Below are 16,713 nucleotides of genomic sequence, written 5' to 3'. Positions count from 1 at the left end.
TGCGCCTGAAGGAAGATCGACGACTTGCACCCTCGTTGATCTTCCATCTTTTTGACTTACCGACATCCGCACAACACCTTGGTTGAACTTGCGGATGACGAAACCGTCCTAGCGCATTTCCGTTGGAGCATCCGCACCGATTATTGTCAAACCGGACGTCAGCACATCGGAAACGACCTGTACTAGCCCTAGCCTTGCTAGAGACAATTCTGGATCGTTAACCTTAATAAAACGTAAGTCCGTGTTCTCGGTGCCCTTATTCCACTGAGAATGGAACGCGCTGGCGAGGTCATAGAGGTAAAAAGCGAGGCGATGTGGCTCCTGATGCGTCGCCGCAGCTTCGATCAGACGCGGGTATTCTGCGAGCTTGCGAACGAGTGCAATTTCACTCTCATCGGTCAGCTTGTCAAAGTGTCCGGCCATCGATACGCGATCAAGATCGCTCAGCCCAAGCTGGTCGACCGCCTGACGGAATACCGAATGACAACGTGCCGAAGCATATTGCACGTAGAAGATCGGATTGTCCTTGGACTGCTCAGTCACTTTCGCAAAATCGAAGTCGAGCGGCGCATCGTTCTTCCGATAAAGCATCATGAAACGAACCGGATCGCGGCCAACTTCATCCACCACTTCACGCAACGTGATGAATTCGCCCGAACGCTTGGACATGCGCACGGGTTCGCCATCGCGGAACAGCTTTACGAGCTGGCAAAGCAGAACGGTGAGCTTGGCCTTACCGTCAGAAACAGCGCGTGCAACAGCTTCGAGACGCTTGACGTAGCCGCCGTGATCAGCGCCCAGCACATAGATCATCTCATTGAAGCCGCGATCATACTTGTCTTTGAAGTAAGCGACGTCAGCAGCAAAATAGGTGAATGTGCCGTCAGACTTCATCAGCGGACGGTCAATATCGTCGCCCACTTCGGTCGAACGGAACAGGGTCTGCTCACGATCTTCCCATTCTTCCGGCAGCTGCCCCTTCGGCGGCGGCAGCTTGCCCTTGTAGACATGGCCCTTGAGCGTCAGATCATTGATCGCAGCGCGAATAACGCGCGCATGATCAGCATGAAGCTTACGCTCGGAATAGAAGACGTCGTGATGCACATTCAGTGCGTCAAGATCGGCGCGGATCATCGCCATCATGGCGTCGATCGTGCGTTCCTTGACGATTGCAAAAGCTTCATCTTCCGGCATTTCGAGAAGCTTGTTACCAAATTCTTTGGCGAGCGCCTCGCCGACAGGAACGAGATAATCGCCCGGATAAAGACCAGCCGGAATCTCGCCGATCTCTTCACCAAGCGCTTCGCGGTAACGCAGAATAACCGAACGTGCCAGCACATCGATCTGCGCGCCAGCGTCGTTGATATAATATTCTTTAACGACGTCGAAGCCTGCAAACTTCAACAGATTTGCCAGCACGTCGCCAACGACAGCGCCACGGCAATGGCCAACATGCATCGGGCCTGTCGGGTTGGCCGAAACATATTCGACATTGACTTTGGTGCCGGTGCCAAGCTTCGAGCGTCCGAAATCGGTGCCTTCATTGAGCATAGCGGCCAGCTCGCGCTGCCAATAGGTGTCTTTCAGGCGCAGATTGATAAAGCCTGGACCTGCAACGTCGACCGTGGCGACATCTTTATCGGACTTCAGTGCATCGGCAATGGCGGTGGCAAGTTCACGTGGATTCTGGCCCACAGCTTTGGAAAGCACCATGGCAGCATTGGTGGCAATATCACCGTGCGAGGCGTCACGCGGTGGCTCCACGCTGATACGCGACAAATCCAGATCGCCGCCATCTTTCGCTTTCAGATCAATATCTTGCAACGTTTTTTTAATACGCGCGTCGAAATCTGCAAAGATATTCATGGTTCGTCCTGTCAGGCTTCCGTCCGGTTATGGTTGCGATTTCCGGCGTCGGCTCATCATAAAAATAGCAAACATCCCGACGCATTTAAGCTCCAGGACCCGCTTCGTCCCGACCCGATTAAGCTAAATCGGGTGTATGGTCAAACAATCGTCGGTGTTCCCGCATTGCATAATTGTCAGTCATACCGGCCAGATAGTCTGCAACACGGCGAGCACGACCCGCCTCATCAAGTGTTTCACAGCCCGTTTGCCACTCTGCAGGCATGATAGCGGGATCATCAAAACAAATATCGAACAGGTCCTGCACGATTTTGTCGGCCCCATGTCTGCGAACAACGACACTCTCGTGGAAATAGAGGTTTTTGAACAAAAAGCGCTTCAGAGCTTTCTCTTCGTCCCTCATTGCATCAGAGAAACCCACAAGTGCGCGTGGTTGCGCGTGCACATCCTCCAAATTTTGAGGATTGGCAGCAGTGATACGGCGTTGCGATTCAGCAATCACATCTTCGACCATGATGGTGATTTGCCGACGGACCAGTTCATGGCCCGTACGCACAGGATCAAGCGCCGGATAGCGCATTCTAACGATATCCAGCAGGCGCTTTGTGAGCGGCACCTCATCGAGTCCCTCTAGTTTAAGCAGACCAGAGCGGAGGCCGTCGTCGATATCATGAGCATTGTAAGCAATATCATCTGCAATGGCTGCGCATTGCGCTTCAAGACTCGCAAAGCGCGACAATTCGAGATCATAACGCTCATTAAAATCCAGGATAGGCTGTGGAACCGGCTCATCTGAATGCGTAGCAAAGGGGCCGACCAGTGGACCATTGTGCTTTACCAGCCCCTCAAGGGTTTCCCACGAGAGGTTTAGTCCGTCGAAATCCGCATAGCGGTGCTCAAGCTTCGTCACAATGCGAAGGGACTGGGCGTTGTGATCAAAGCCGCCATAGGGCTTCATGCGTTCATTGAGCGCGTCTTCGCCGGTATGACCGAACGGCGTATGCCCGAAATCATGCACAAGTGCTACAGCTTCCGCCAGGTCTTCATCCAGTCGTAAAGCGCGCGCCAAGGCGCGGGCAATCTGCGCCACCTCGATGGTATGCGTCAGACGGGTTCGATAGTGATCGCCCTCATGGGCAATGAAAACCTGCGTCTTATGTTTGAGGCGACGAAACGCAGTCGAGTGAATGATTCGGTCTCGATCGCGCTGGAAAGGCGTTCGCGTTGCACTTTCAGGCTCAGGAACCAGCCGCCCACGGGTCAAGGCAGGATTGCAGGCATAGGGCGCGCGTTCGCGATAACCGAAGCCAATTCCTTCCAGCGATCCAATTCCTTCCGGGGACATTGCGATGCATTCCTCACTGTAATATGATTACGTCAAACTCAGGTGGACATTGACTTCCACACGTTGCGTTCATAGCTATCAGTTAAACATGAAGGCAAGTACGCGTTTTCTGGAAATTCTGGACAATTCCCAATTGGTTCAATCCGGCACACGCAATTGCAAGCGGAACAAGGCAGATGACAGACATTACCGTTTCTGAATCCGCAGCCAAGCGGATTGCAAAAATTATCAGTTCCGAACCGGGCAAAACAGCACTTCGCGTTTCTGTCGAGGGCGGCGGCTGCTCTGGCTTTTCTTACAAATATGATCTGGTTGATGACCAATCCGATGATGACATCGTCATCGAAAAGCATGGCGCCAAGGTGCTGATCGACTCAATCTCCGTTCCTTACATGGATGGTTCCCAGATTGATTTTGTCGATGACCTGATGGGACAATCGTTTCAGATCCGCAATCCGAACGCCACGGCATCCTGTGGCTGCGGTACAAGTTTCGCGATCTGATTAATTCCAGCATTCGAAAAAGAAACCGGCTGCATTACGCAGCCGGTTTTGTTTTATCAGGCTTTAACCGATGAAACCGTCGCATCGATATGGTCGACCAGCGCATCCGGTAAACCAAGACGACCAGCCAGCATATCGAGATATCCACGCTCTGCACGGCTGTCAGGATCGATGGTCAGACGCGAAGCGGTGTAAAGCTCAACCTTCTGTTCTTCAGTCTGAGCAGCGGCTACCAACGCATCGATATCAATCGGATCAGCGAGTTCCTTCGCAAAGAAGGCTTCCGCTTCATCATCAAGGCCTGAAATCTGCACCTTTTCCATGATGCGTGCGCGTTCCGCATCATCAATGTGGCCATCAGCCTTTGCGGCAGCAATCATTGCCTGCACAAGCGTCAATGCAAAACTGTTGCTCATGGCTGGTGACTGCGGATGGAATGGAGAATCTGCCGGAGGCGGCGGAAGCAATTCCGGCTCTTTTGCGACTGGCTGTTCGGCTGTTTGCGGTGACTGGCCGGATTTGTAGTTCTTATAAGCCAGATATCCGAGACCTGCGATTGCCGCGATACCGCCTGCTGTGGCTACATTACCAGCGAGCTTACGTCCGGTCTTTGTGCCAAGAATTGCTGCGGCAATTGCGCCAGTAGCCAATGGGTTTTTCTTGGCCAGATCAGTGGCCTGCCCCGCCTTGTCGCGAACGCTTCCGGACATGCCCGGAATTTGTGATCCCAGAAACTGGTCGAGAAGCTTTTTGGCGTCGAACATTCAAATCTCCTGTTTGGCTACTGTAGTTGGGAGATAGGAATGCAAAAGCGGCAATACAAATGGCATTTGAATAATAATCAGACCGAGTCGAAATTCTGTGATGGAGAGAGGGCAGCGCTTGCCCTCGCCTCGTCTTCCGCCTAATCATTTCATCATGAAAATCGCGACATGGAACATTAATGGCGTCAAGGCGCGTATCGAAAACCTCCAGCATTGGCTGAAGGAATCGTCGCCTGACATCGCCTGCCTTCAGGAAATCAAGTCCGTGGACGATCTGTTCCCGCGACTGGAAATTGAAGCGCTCGGCTATCATGTCGAGACGCATGGCCAGAAGGGCTTCAACGGCGTCGCTATTCTTTCCAAAAAGTCGCCTGATGAGGTCAATCGCGGGCTTCCCGGCGATGACAGCGATGAACAAGCACGCTTCATTGAGGCCGTTTTCTCGACGGATAAGGGTGTTCTCCGTGTCGTGTCGCTGTATTTGCCCAACGGCAACCCGGTCGATACAGAGAAATTCCCCTACAAGCTGTCCTGGATGCAGAGGCTGGAGACCTGGGCGAAAAGCCGACTTGAACTGGAAGAGCCGCTCGTTCTTGCTGGCGACTATAACGTCATCCCGGAGCCTAACGACGCGAAAAACCCGCAGCAATGGCTCGGTGATGCACTGTTTCAGCCGCAATCACGTCAGGCATTCCGCCGACTTGAAAATCTGGGCTTCACCGAAGCCGTTCGTGCAGCGACCGATGAAGACGGCGTCTATACATTCTGGGATTATCAGGCCGGAGCCTGGCAGAAGAACAATGGCATTCGCATCGATCATCTGATGTTGTCGCCGGAAGCGGCAAATCATTTCGTTTCGACAGATATCGAAAAACACGTCAGAGCGTGGGAAAAGCCGTCAGATCATGTGCCTGTGACGGTAACATTGTCCGTATGATCTCACGATTGAGGGCCGTACAGAAGGCAAAGCTTATCGATCAGCTTTAGAAGTCGCCTTTGGCAACGTAGTTGCTTGAGAGCGCTATGGCATTGCGGCGGTCAGCTTCACCGGCGATTGAGAAAGCCTGTTCCTGCATATCGCGGATCCAGGTGCAATCCTCCGTCGGGCAACGTTCGAATGCTGCTGTGAGCATGGCAAGGCCCCGAACAGTCTTTCCAGCCTGAAACAGCATATTGCCAAGCATGGCCTGAGCGCTTGCATTCCCCTTCTTGGCTGCAAGCTGGAACCAACGGGCGGCTTGCATTGAATTGCGTTCACCACCCTCGCCGTCCAGCAGCATCTTGCCAAGCTCATACTGAGCAGCCGGATCGCCAAAGTTGGATGCAGCCTGCACATAAAGGTTACGTGCGAATTTTGGATCAGAATTAACCGGAGAACCGGGAATACCGCGCTTTACGTAACCCGCGAGCGCGACCAGCGCATCAGCGACATAAGGCTCGTTTTCAGAACCCGGCTCCGCACCGTCACGGACAATCTTTTCGAAAATCTGGTAAGCTTCGTAATCGTCCTCTGCCACACCGTCGCCATCGGCATACATGCGAGCGAGCTTCCACTTGGCACCCTGATGACCACGTTCCGCCGCATAACGCAGCGCCTTGATGGCTTCATCCTTGTGGCCGCTCTTATAGGCAGAGAAACCAAACTTGAAGAGCTCGAACGGGCTCCGTGATTTCTCGGAGTCATCGTTCAGATCAAAAGCCGAAGCGCTGTTGCAGACAATGGCCAAGCCAAGTGCCGCAGCGATAAGGGGATATGAAAAACTGCGAATACGCATCACAACGCCGGTCTTTCACATTGGGTAGAAGTTGATGACATAAGTGACAGAGTACATTGTCTTTTCGTCAAGACTGCGACCCGATTTTGACGGAATAAAGCTCGGCCATTGCCAGAAATGCAAAATGAAAACAGAGCAGTCTTTTCGCTGCCCGAAAACGGATCGTTGTGAAACAATGCGTCTTTCTTCATTTCGTCCTGTCCTGAGGGAAATAACGTTTCCCGGAGTTGTTAATGGCCTTTGCCTTTCCTATCCGGTGACGCTTCTTTGTGGCGGGAAATGGGCAAAATGTGTCTCCCGTCTTTCTAGCCTAAAGCAATGGTAAAGACTGTTGCTGAATCAACACAAAATCAAATGTTGTTGGCCCCAATTAGTTGTGTCGACGCATCACTTCCAGAGCGATGGAATTTCGCAAAACTGCCGGATGCGTTATGATCTGACGAAGGTCAGGGGCATCGGACAATGAGCAACAGACGGCGCTATTACCGGCGACCATATCAGACAAGACAAAGAAGAAGAGGTGGAGCTTTCCGCAGCATCTTCTTAACTTTGCTCATCTTTTCTGCTCTCTTTGCAATTATCGTGTCTCTGCCAGTCAACCGTCAGCCCAAAGAATCATTGGCGGGCACCGTCTATGTCATTGATGGCGATACTGTCATTCTCAATAAGGTCCATATCCGCCTTCTCGGCATCGATGCACCGGAGATGGAGCAAAGCTGTCAGACCGGTTATCGCACCTATCTCTGCGGTCGGGAAGCGCGCAATGCGCTACGCGGCAGAATCAGCGGAGCCTCGATTCGCTGCGAAAAAGAAGGCCTCGATAAGTACGGACGCGACCTCGGTCGATGCTATCTTGGTGAAACTGATCTCAACCGTTGGATGGTGGAACAAGGCTGGGCTGTCTCCTATGGCGACTACCGCAGCGAAGAGGCCGTCGCCCGCCAAGAAAAACGTGGCATCTGGGCCGGCAGCTTTGAAGTGCCGTATCAATGGCGCAAAGAGCAGCAGAAGCCAAATGTGGAGGCTGAAACAGGCCACGAAGCGCCGTCATCCGATGTAATCAGCGATGTGATCAGCTATATCAGAGGCTATGTCTCTACCCTGTTAAACTCTCTCTGGTCTGGAGCCCAATAGGAATAATGGAAAATCTGGACGGGCTAAGGCACTCCATCCAGGCCTGTCGCATTTGCCGTGACACGCCTCAATTTCTGCCGCCTCTACCGCACGAACCCAATCCGGTATGCATAATCTCGGATACCGCACGCATTGCGATCTGTGGGCAGGCTCCGGGCATTCGTGTGCATAACAGCTCCCTGCCCTTTAATGACCCTTCTGGTGATCGCTTGAGACAATGGCTCGGCACAACACGCGAAGAGTTTTACGATCCGGCGCGTTTCGCAATTGTGCCAATGGGTTTTTGCTTTCCTGGTTATGACAAACATGGCGGCGACCTCCCCCCGCGCCGCGAATGTCGTTCAACGTGGCATGACCGCGTCTTTGCTGCGATGCCGCAGCTCGAGTTCATTCTGGTCGTCGGACAATATGCGCTTGCCTATCATTTGCCCGAATGGCGCAAAACGAGCCTCACAGAAACGGTCCAGAACTGGCGCAGCTTTATGGAAACACCGAATGCTGCGGGACGAACAGTTTTGCCTCTGCCGCATCCATCCTGGCGTAACAGCGGTTGGCTCAAACGAAATCCCTGGTTTGATCAGGAAGTCGTTCCCCTTCTTCGCGAAAAAGTCCGCCACCTGCTGATGGATAGAAAATAAATTTTAGTTCCTTTATTTTCATTGGAATAAATTTCCTGTAATTTCGAGCGAATGCGAACCATAAGGTATGAAGTTTCATTGATCCGGAAAGTTCGGGAAACGATTTCTAATACCGGGATAAAAAACGTATGGACAGGCTCGACAGAAAAATACTGCGCTTACTGCAGGAAGACGCAACACTGGCGGTAGCAGATGTCGCCAAGAAGGTTGGCCTCTCCACAACCCCTTGCTGGCGCCGCATCCAGAAACTCGAGGAAGACGGCGTCATTAAACGCCGCGTCGCAATCCTCGATCCGGTGCGCGTCAACACACGCGTCACCGTATTCGTATCTGTACGGACCAGCTCGCACAGCAATGAATGGCTGAAGCGCTTCTCGGAAGTGGTTCAGGAGTTCCCTGAGGTTATCGAGTTCTACCGCATGAGTGGTGATGTCGATTACCTGCTGCGTGTAGCAGTGCCAGATATTGCGGCTTATGACGCATTCTATAAGCGCCTCATCAGCAAGATCGAAATTCGTGATGTGTCCTCATCCTTTGCGATGGAGCAGATCAAGTACACCACCGAATTGCCGCTCGACTACATGGTGCTGGACAAAGAAAACAACTAAGTTTTTTAGAGCGCGTTTCGATCTGATTGGATCAGATCGGCGCTCTAAATATTTGTTTTAACGCGCATCTTTGTCCGAAAACCGTTTCACACTTTTCGGGATGCGCTCTAAAGAATACATATGAAAAAGCCCGGAGATTTCTCCGGGCTTTTCGTTTTATTGTCCGGCCGTTACGCCAGCCTGTTCGAACGTCGCCATGCCGCTATGGCAAAGGGCGGCTGACTTAACGATACCCGCCGCCAGAGCAGCACCTGTACCCTCACCCAGTCGCATACCGAGATCGAGAAGCGGTTTTTTACCCATCTTTTCAAGCATCAGTCTATGGCCCGGCTCTGCCGACACATGGCCAAAGAGACAATGATCGAGCGCTGCCGGATTTGCAGCGTAAAGTACGGCAGCGGCTGCACTGGCTACAAAGCCATCAATGATAACCGGAATTTTCTCCATGCGTGCAGCAAGAATTGCACCTGCCATGGCAGCGACCTCACGTCCGCCCAGACGACGCAAAACTTCCAGCGGATCTTTAAGATGTGCCTGATGAAGTGCTAAAGCGGCACGAACCGCAGCAAGCTTGCGTTCCAAAAGGTCACCGGTCGAACCAGTACCGGGTCCGACCCAATCTTCAGCTGTCCCACCAAAGAGTGCCAGCGCAATAGCTGCAGCAATCGTGGTGTTACCGATACCCATTTCACCTATGCAGAGAAGATCTGTGCCACCAGCAATGCCTTCCATGCCGAATGCCATGGTTGCCGCACAGGTGCGTTCGTCCATTGCCGCTTCTTCGGTGATGTCAGCGGTCGGATGCTCCAGTGCAAGGTCAAAGACCTTAAGACCGAGATCGTGAGCAATGCATATCTGGTTGATCGCTGCACCACCTGCAGCAAAATTCTCAACCATCTGTGCAGTCACGCTTGATGGGAAGGGCGTGATATTCTTGGCAGTCACTCCATGATTGCCTGCAAAGACCGCGACCAGAGGGCGATTGATCTGCGGAACCGGCTTTCCAGTCCATGCAGCGAGCCACGCAACAATCTCTTCAAGCTGCCCAAGCGAGCCAGCAGGCTTGGTCAGTGTCGCTTCCCGCGCACGTACAGCCGCTTCCGCACCAAGATCAGGTCCCGGCAGATTACGGATGAGTTCACGGAAATCGTCAAAAGGAAGGCCACTGGCGCTCATATCGTCTAGTCCAATCAATTAAGGGAGGATACAAAACTCTTGTGCTCGTCCTATAAGCACTTAGTCAATTTTTCAAATCACCTCTTTGCGCCAAACCTTATTGGCGGCCAATATTCTGGTCAGCAGCATTATAGTTCTTAAAGCGGAGCAAGCAGTTGCAGCGAAACAGCTTCATAAGAGACACAATTCGTTCTCTGGGCTTTCTGAGCCGTCTGCCTTTGCCGCATAGCTGGCTTACAGACGCAGATGAAGGTTTGGGCGATTCGCTGAAAACGGGCATGCGCGCGTTCCCAATGGCGGGCGCTGTCCTTGGGCTTCTGGCCGGCCTCTCACTTCTGGTATCCGATTATCTCAACCTTCCCGCGGTTGTTTCGAGCTTGATCGCGGTCGGAATGCTGGCCGCGATGACCGGTGCGCTGCATGAAGACGGTCTTGGAGACACTGCGGACGGCTTCTTTGGTGCCTCAACGCCAGATCGCCGTCTTGAGATCATGAAAGATTCGCGGATTGGCACCTTTGCGGCGCTCACACTCATCATCTGGACCGGTATCAAGGTTTCGCTGCTCGCCGCCATCATTGATCGTGCTGGCGCATGTTACGCGGTTCTCGCGCTGATCGGAGCAGAAGCTGCAAGTCGCGCTGCAATTCTCGCCCTGTGGCATGGATTGCCCTCCGCTCGTCCCGGTGGGCTTGCAGACAATCTCGGCGCCCCCAAATGGGAGACGCTCGTTTGCGCATGTGCAATCGGTCTGGCAATAATGGTTGTAACCATCATCCCGGCTGGCGGGTTTACAGCTCTTATCAATGCGCTCATTTTCAGCATCGTGCTTTTATTTGGCTTTGCGAAACTCTGTCTGTCCAAAATTGGCGGACAAACCGGTGATACCCTCGGCGCTGCGCAACAAATCTGTTCCTTGGCAGTGCTGCTCGGTCTTGTCACAGCGCTTTGATGTGACCACATTGGCCCCATGAACGCGGCAACAATAGAATCGCCATGCATTCTGGTATGCGTGATGGACATTCAGACCGGATTTTGTCTTGGCTGCGCCCGCACACTCGATGAAATTGCCGAATGGTCTTCCATGGGCGACGATCAACGGCGAGCGATCATGGCGCTTTTACCTGCGCGCCATGAAATACTGGAAAAGAAAGAAAGCTGATGGGGCGTTTGTTCTGGATCGTGATTGCAGCAATTGCAGTTGTCATATTGCTGCTGATGGCGAACGATGACAGCGGAACCACGCTTGGTATTGCCAATGATGCCTTTGGTCAGGCTGCCTATATGGGCATTTGGGGCGTCGTGCTCGCAGCAGGCTTGCTTGGTTCAGGGATTAAGCTCAGCGACTTTGCCCGTAACATGGCCGTGTGGGCGGTCATTATCCTCGGCCTCGTCGCAGCCTATCAATATCGCTATGAGCTTCAGGATGTGGGCAGCCGCATCACGGCCGGGCTCATTCCCGGCAGCCCTATTTCAGGCCGTGCCGCCGATGGGTCCCTCACAGTAACATTGGCAAAGTCTGCCAACGGGCATTTCGAGGTCAATGGCCGCGTCAATGATGCGCGCGTGCATTTCCTTGTCGATACAGGTGCGTCTTCTGTCGTGCTTTCAAAGGAAGACGCCGAGCGCGCAGGCATCGACACGTCATCGCTCAATTATTCCGTGCCGATCAACACAGCGAACGGCAGAGCAACTGCCGCCAGCATAACCATTGCGAAATTACAGATCGGTGACATTGAACGGCAAAATATCCGTGCAATGGTGACGCAGGAAGGGCTGATGACCGGGAGCCTGCTCGGCATGAACTTCCTGCAAACGCTGGGTGGTTTCAGCGTTCGTGGCGATCAGCTCATTATGATGGATTAAAGCATTCCCAGCAAAAGTGCGAAGTGGTTTTGCGTCGGACAATGCGTAAAACAAAAAGATAGAGCGGTCCCAACCACTAAATCTCAATGGGAACAGCTCTAGGCAGCTTCACTGCTAGCTTCCATAATAGTCGCATAGGCCTGACGCAGCACATCGCTGTTCGCGCCGGGCTTGGAAGCATCAGTTGACAAGATTTGACGCCAGCGGCGCGCACCGGGTTGCCCCGTGAACAGCCCGACCATGTGACGACTTATGTGAGAAAGCCTGCCGCCATCGGCAATGTGCCGATCAACATATTCGCACATTGCCTCAATGATTTCTGCCATATCCGTTGGCTTTTCATCATCCCCATAGATGAGATGATCGACATCAGCGAGCAATGCCGGATTATGATAGGCAGCACGCCCCAGCATGACGCCATCCAAATGCTTGAGATGTGCAACAGTATCTTCGAGAGTGCTTATACCGCCATTAATGCCAACAAATGCCGTATCAAGACGTTGTTTGAGACGATAAACACGATCATAGTCCAGCGGGGGAATATCGCGATTTTCCTTCGGAGACAGACCTTTCAGCCATGCTTTGCGGGCATGCACCCAAAGCGCATCTGCACCTGCTTCAAGCACCTGATCGCTAACTGCATCCAGCGCCACTTCCGGGTCCTGATCATCAACACCTATCCGGCATTTGACTGTGACGGGGACTGATACAACCTCCTTCATGGCCGCGACGCAACGCGCAACAACTTCCGGTGTCTGCATCAGACAAGCGCCGAATGTGCCGGACTGAACACGGTCGGACGGGCAGCCGACATTAAGATTGATTTCGTCGTAGCCGAAGCCAGCGCCTATTCGCGCAGCTTCCTGTAATTTGAGCGGATCGGAACCGCCAAGCTGAAGAGCTATGGGATGTTCCGTTGCATCAAACCCCATGAGCCGTTCACGCGGGCCGTGGATCGCAGCATCTGCAACAACCATCTCTGTGTAGAGCAACGCGCGCTTGGAAAACAGGCGGTGAAAATATCGACAATGCCGATCCGACCAGTCGAGCATAGGCGCAACGGAGAACCGGTGATCTGGATAGTTGTGATTTTAATTTTTTATTTCAGTCATTTAAACAACAATCCTGAGAATGCGATTCATCCATGTTTCTGGCTCTGAGGTGAAACGCCCTGCATCAAGTGGCGCAAAAAGCCACAAACGAAGCAAATGATCAAGTTTTGTCGGTTGGGCCAAGCTTCTTCAATATAAGAAGCATCTCCGATTTTTCATGCTTTGGCGGAGGTAAAAGCGAGCAATAGTGATCAATATGCTGAATACTGTGACTTTAGCCAAATTTCCGCATTAAGATCAAAATCGAACAAGCCCACCTGATTCTGGCTCCCGATCTGGCCACGAAAATTCGAGGACCTTCATTTTGACCGACCTGTCTCCCTTCAACAAATCATTCGACGCTTTTCTGTTCGATATGGACGGTACAGTGCTGAGTTCCATTGCAGCAACCGAGCGTGTCTGGGGTGAATGGGCGACCCGTCATGGTATTGATCCGGTCACATTCGTTCCAACCATTCACGGTGTGCGTGCAGTCGATACCGTCCGCAGACTGGGCCTGCCGCATCTTGATCCAGACACCGAAGCCAAAATCCTGCTGGATGCGGAAATGGCTGATCTGGATGGCATCGTAGCCATTGAAGGCGCATTGGATTTCCTGAATTCGCTGCCAGAAAACCGCTGGGCAATCGTCACCTCCGCACCGATCGAACTGGCGCGGCGTCGTTTGCAGGCCGCAGGCTTGCCAATGCCTAATACAATTGTTTCAGCTGAAGATGTTGAGCGCGGCAAGCCAAGCCCTGAATGCTTCCAGCTCGGTGCAAAGAGGCTCGGGTTCGATCCGCACAATTGTCTTGTGTTTGAAGATGCCCCGGCCGGCATTGTCGCGGGTGAAACCGCAGGTGCGAGCGTCGTTGTCGTAACCGCAACGCACCCGCATTCGCCTGAAACATCACACAAAAGCATCAACAGCTACCGCGAGTTAAAACTGTCCGTTGACGGTGAAACCGGCATGTTGTCGCTTGCAGATGCTTCGGTCTGAAACAAAGAGTACGGCGCGTGTTAGATCACGCGCCGTCCTTCGCGCCATACGGTGCGAATGATCGGCACATGTTCGGCGATTTGCACGCGCACCAGATCGCCACGCTTTCCAATCGCTATTTCACCGCGATCTTCAAGGCCCACGGCCTTTGCCGGATTGCTTGATACCAGCCTGATTGCCTGCGGCAGCGTAATTTGTTCCATCACATCGGCCATAAAAAATGCCGATTGCATCATGCTTGCCGGGATATAATCAGACGAGATGATGTCGAGATGACCGGCTTCCGCCAATTCGCGCGCCGAAACATTGCCAGAATGCGAGCCCCCGCGCACCACATTGGGCGCACCCATCAGAACCGACATGCCCGCTTCCTTGGATGCCTTGGCGGCCAGATGTGTTGTCGGAAATTCAGCAACACGGATTCCCTGCGTACTTGCTTCTACAACGTGATCAGCCGTGGCGTCATCGTGGCTGGCCAGAACGATACCCCGTTCAAGGCAAGCACTGGCAATCGCCTTGCGGGTCGGTGCCGAATGTTGCTGTGACTGGCCCATACGCTTTTCGCAATAGCGTATGAATTCCTCTTCAGTCACTCTGAGCTTGCTCATGTAGTAGGATTTGTAGGTTTCGATATCCGTAAACTGGCGCTGTCCCGGTGCGTGATCCATCAACGAAACCAGTTTGACCAGCGGATGCACGCCAAACCGCTCGAATGCGCTCAGGCAATCTGGGGCTGAAACTTCACACCGCAAATGCAGAAAATGGTCTGCGCGCAAACGTCCTGCCTCGCGACCCTCGGCGATTGCAGATGACAGCTTGCGCATATCATCAATACCCGTCTGCGCTTCATCGTCGAAGCCAATCCGCAAAGCATCAAAGACTGTCGTAATGCCGGAAGCCGCAATCTGCGCGTCATGTGCCTGAACCGCAGCAATCGGGTTCCAGCGCACTTTCGGGCGGGGCGCATAATGGCCTTCGAGATGGTCAGTGTGCAACTCAACCAGTCCCGGCGTCAGATAATCCCCTTCCATGTCCTCACCAGACACGGACGAGCCGGATGAAATATCAACGATGACACCATCAGCTATTTTAACAGTACCGCTGATTACTTCGTCAGGCAGAACAATATTCGCATTCTTAAGAACAGTTTCCGTCGTCATCCCTCAAGGCCTTCCCACAGCCCGTGAGGACCGTTTTGACACCTTAGTACCACCGGTCATCGGATGCAGCGAATGAATCTCGAACGGCGCACCTTTTTCCGGCTCAACAAAAAGTGCCAGATTGGCGATTTCAACCGGATCATCCAGAACAGGCGCAAAAAAATCATCGAGCACGCGCTCGACGTGTGGCCGCTGCTTTTCATCGACTGGGCCGGTCAGCGTCATATGAAACCGAAACTCATCGAAAACATAAGGATAACCCCAGCGATCCAGATTCTGCCGCTGAGCTTCACTCAGCCGTTCTGGCCGACGCTTGGCAATTTCCGCGTCCCGTAATGGTGCCCGAAAACGATCAAATGAAACAACCACGTCATTGGCAAGCTGGTTGAGTTCAGCCACCGGGTCTTCCGGTACGAGCGCAAAAAACGGGCCAATGTTCTGCAATTTCAAGCGTGGAATAACGAATGGCACGCTCGACGATGCAAAATACATCAACGCGGAAAGCAGATCGCTTTCCTGATAAGTCTCATCCAGTCGGAAAGGTGCCTTTAGCGTCCCATGAAAACCATAGCGGCGCGGCTCTTCGGTCAGCGCGACAATATCTTCGGCTGCAAGTGTGCGAATCGCAGGAACCTTGACCGGCTCCCCACTAAATGCACTTCGCCCAAGCCAATTGCCGGCAACTTTCAAAAGTGCATCGCCTGAAGGCGGCGTGAAATAAATCGCGTAACGCATAGTGATTCCTCTCTTGGCGGGATCGTTACACGCAGATTGTGGCAAGTCGATAAAGGGGAGGTAACATCGGGATTTTACATCACTGCAAATTCGTATAGGCCTACGTCCGGTTAGAAATGAGGAGATGGCTATGGGTGGCTTCGCGTCGATCGGTGAGTGCATGATCGAGCTTTCAGGTAACGGCGATGATCAATGGCGCATGGGATATGCCGGCGACACGCTGAATACCGCCTGGTATATGCGCGCGCTGACAGACCAATCATATCCTGTGGAATATGTCAGCGCATTCGGTGAGGATGATTTCTCGCAGAAGCAGCGCGCTTTCCTCACATCGAATAGCATAGGCATTGCCCAAAGCCCCATCATCAAGGGCGTCCATCCGGGATTATATGCGATCACACTCAACGGTGCAGAGCGCTCGTTCACCTACTGGCGTAGCGATGCAGCAGCAAGGCGCCTTGCAAGCGACCGAAATGCCTTGAAAGCCAGCCTGACCGGCCGCGACATGATTTATTTCTCCGGCATTTCGATTGCCATTGTCTTCCCGGAGCACCGCGAAACTTTGTTCGAAATTTTACGTGAATGCCGTGAAGAAGGTGCACGCATTGCGTTTGACCCTAATTTCCGGCATCAGCTCTGGCCTGATCGTGAAGTGGCGAAGAAGATCATCAGCGAAGCAATGCAGGTCGCCGATATAGCACTGCCGACCTTTCCCGATGAACAGGCACTCTTTGGTGATGAAACGGCTCAAGCCTGTGCGGAAAGACTTATCGGTCTTGGCGTAAAGGAAATCGTCGTCAAGGACGGCACGGAGCCTGCACTCATCATCGCAGACGGCGAGCAAACCCTCGTTCCATCCGTCAAAGCCAATGCGATTGATACGACCGGCGCTGGTGACAGCTTTAACGGTGGTTATCTTGCCGCGCGTATTGAAGGCTTATCGCCGGTCGAAGCTGCACGCAAAGCACATGCCGTTGCAGCTCGTGTGGTTGAAATTCGCGGCGCGCTTGCTCCTATGGAACACGCACGCGCCGCTTATGAGGCGGTAATTTAG

General features: G+C 53.0%; 17 protein-coding genes and 1 pseudogene. 10 read left to right on the top strand and 8 right to left on the bottom strand.

Annotated elements, in window-relative coordinates:
- Positions 1–108: 108 nt before the first annotated feature.
- On the bottom strand, positions 109–1,866 hold the full coding sequence (gene argS / locus C9380_RS05540) for an arginine--tRNA ligase (protein WP_024896595.1): 1,758 nt from the start codon (positions 1,864–1,866) through the stop codon (positions 109–111).
- 118 nt (positions 1,867–1,984) lie between these two features.
- A complete protein-coding gene (locus C9380_RS05535; RefSeq protein WP_128093176.1) occupies positions 1,985–3,211 on the bottom strand; it encodes a deoxyguanosinetriphosphate triphosphohydrolase in 1,227 nt (408 codons plus the stop codon).
- Positions 3,212–3,387: 176 nt separating this feature from the next.
- Between C9380_RS05535 and erpA the strand changes: the two genes are divergently transcribed.
- Complete coding sequence (gene erpA / locus C9380_RS05530) at positions 3,388–3,714, top strand: iron-sulfur cluster insertion protein ErpA (RefSeq protein ID WP_128093175.1); 327 nt, start codon at positions 3,388–3,390, stop codon at positions 3,712–3,714.
- A 56-nt stretch (positions 3,715–3,770) separates the two neighbouring features.
- Here erpA and C9380_RS05525 read toward each other — a convergent pair whose 3' ends face one another.
- Positions 3,771–4,478: a tellurite resistance TerB family protein gene (locus C9380_RS05525; RefSeq protein WP_100559141.1), complete on the bottom strand. Its 708-nt coding sequence runs from the start codon at positions 4,476–4,478 to the stop codon at positions 3,771–3,773.
- Between the two features lie 154 nt (positions 4,479–4,632).
- Here C9380_RS05525 and xth point away from each other — a divergent pair, with 154 nt between their 5' ends.
- The gene (gene xth / locus C9380_RS05520) at positions 4,633–5,415 is read left to right on the top strand and encodes an exodeoxyribonuclease III (protein WP_094542082.1); all 783 of its coding nucleotides are present in this window, start codon (positions 4,633–4,635) and stop codon (positions 5,413–5,415) included.
- Positions 5,416–5,461: 46 nt separating this feature from the next.
- Here xth and C9380_RS05515 read toward each other — a convergent pair whose 3' ends face one another.
- The gene (locus C9380_RS05515) at positions 5,462–6,253 is read right to left on the bottom strand and encodes a tetratricopeptide repeat protein (protein ID WP_024896590.1); all 792 of its coding nucleotides are present in this window, start codon (positions 6,251–6,253) and stop codon (positions 5,462–5,464) included.
- 582 nt (positions 6,254–6,835) lie between these two features.
- Between C9380_RS05515 and C9380_RS05510 the strand changes: the two genes are divergently transcribed.
- From C9380_RS05510 to C9380_RS05500, 3 genes are all read left to right on the top strand, one after another.
- Positions 6,836–7,387, top strand: coding sequence for a thermonuclease family protein (locus tag C9380_RS05510; protein WP_374844417.1), 552 nt, complete (start codon positions 6,836–6,838; stop codon positions 7,385–7,387).
- The gene (locus tag C9380_RS05505; protein ID WP_100559146.1) at positions 7,384–8,025 is read left to right on the top strand and encodes a uracil-DNA glycosylase family protein; all 642 of its coding nucleotides are present in this window, start codon (positions 7,384–7,386) and stop codon (positions 8,023–8,025) included. The genes C9380_RS05510 and C9380_RS05505 overlap by 4 nt, the downstream gene beginning before the upstream one ends.
- A 128-nt stretch (positions 8,026–8,153) precedes the next feature.
- On the top strand, positions 8,154–8,633 hold the full coding sequence (locus C9380_RS05500) for an Lrp/AsnC family transcriptional regulator (RefSeq protein ID WP_024896587.1): 480 nt from the start codon (positions 8,154–8,156) through the stop codon (positions 8,631–8,633).
- 156 nt (positions 8,634–8,789) lie between these two features.
- Here the strand turns inward: C9380_RS05500 and cobT are convergent, their stop codons facing one another.
- A complete protein-coding gene (cobT, locus tag C9380_RS05495; RefSeq protein ID WP_024896586.1) occupies positions 8,790–9,809 on the bottom strand; it encodes a nicotinate-nucleotide--dimethylbenzimidazole phosphoribosyltransferase in 1,020 nt (339 codons plus the stop codon).
- A 155-nt stretch (positions 9,810–9,964) separates the two neighbouring features.
- Between cobT and C9380_RS05490 the strand changes: the two genes are divergently transcribed.
- Genes C9380_RS05490 through C9380_RS05480 form a run of 3 tightly spaced genes read left to right on the top strand, consistent with a single transcriptional unit; the run spans position 9,965 to position 11,673 of the window.
- Positions 9,965–10,759, top strand: a complete 795-nt coding sequence (locus C9380_RS05490) for an adenosylcobinamide-GDP ribazoletransferase (protein WP_128093174.1) — start codon at positions 9,965–9,967, stop codon at positions 10,757–10,759.
- Positions 10,760–10,777: 18 nt separating this feature from the next.
- Positions 10,778–10,969, top strand: coding sequence for a DUF1289 domain-containing protein (locus C9380_RS05485; protein WP_024896584.1), 192 nt, complete (start codon positions 10,778–10,780; stop codon positions 10,967–10,969).
- Complete coding sequence (locus C9380_RS05480; RefSeq protein WP_128093173.1) at positions 10,969–11,673, top strand: TIGR02281 family clan AA aspartic protease; 705 nt, start codon at positions 10,969–10,971, stop codon at positions 11,671–11,673. Before C9380_RS05485 ends, C9380_RS05480 begins: the two co-directional genes overlap by 1 nt.
- Positions 11,674–11,771: 98 nt before the next feature.
- Here the strand turns inward: C9380_RS05480 and dusA are convergent.
- Positions 11,772–12,755 (bottom strand): annotated as a pseudogene (dusA, locus tag C9380_RS05475) (tRNA dihydrouridine(20/20a) synthase DusA); the annotation flags it as partial.
- Positions 12,756–13,089: 334 nt separating this feature from the next.
- Between dusA and C9380_RS05470 the strand changes: the two are divergent.
- Positions 13,090–13,764, top strand: coding sequence for an HAD family hydrolase (locus tag C9380_RS05470; protein WP_128093171.1), 675 nt, complete (start codon positions 13,090–13,092; stop codon positions 13,762–13,764).
- Positions 13,765–13,784: 20 nt separating this feature from the next.
- Here the strand turns inward: C9380_RS05470 and C9380_RS05465 are convergent, their stop codons facing one another.
- Both C9380_RS05465 and C9380_RS05460 read right to left on the bottom strand, forming a co-directional pair.
- Positions 13,785–14,924 carry an alpha-D-ribose 1-methylphosphonate 5-triphosphate diphosphatase gene (locus C9380_RS05465; RefSeq protein WP_128093170.1) on the bottom strand — a complete coding sequence of 380 codons (1,140 nt, stop codon included), beginning with the start codon at positions 14,922–14,924 and terminating at the stop codon, positions 13,785–13,787.
- Between the two features lie 3 nt (positions 14,925–14,927).
- A complete protein-coding gene (locus C9380_RS05460; protein WP_024897525.1) occupies positions 14,928–15,659 on the bottom strand; it encodes a DUF1045 domain-containing protein in 732 nt (243 codons plus the stop codon).
- 130 nt (positions 15,660–15,789) lie between these two features.
- Between C9380_RS05460 and C9380_RS05455 the strand changes: the two genes are divergently transcribed.
- Positions 15,790–16,713 carry a sugar kinase gene (locus C9380_RS05455; protein WP_128093169.1) on the top strand — a complete coding sequence of 308 codons (924 nt, stop codon included), beginning with the start codon at positions 15,790–15,792 and terminating at the stop codon, positions 16,711–16,713.

Origin of the sequence: Brucella pituitosa, assembly GCF_003049685.1 — a bacterium.
Classification (GTDB): domain Bacteria; phylum Pseudomonadota; class Alphaproteobacteria; order Rhizobiales; family Rhizobiaceae; genus Brucella; species Brucella pituitosa.
This window is presented reverse-complemented; position numbering and strand designations above follow the sequence as displayed.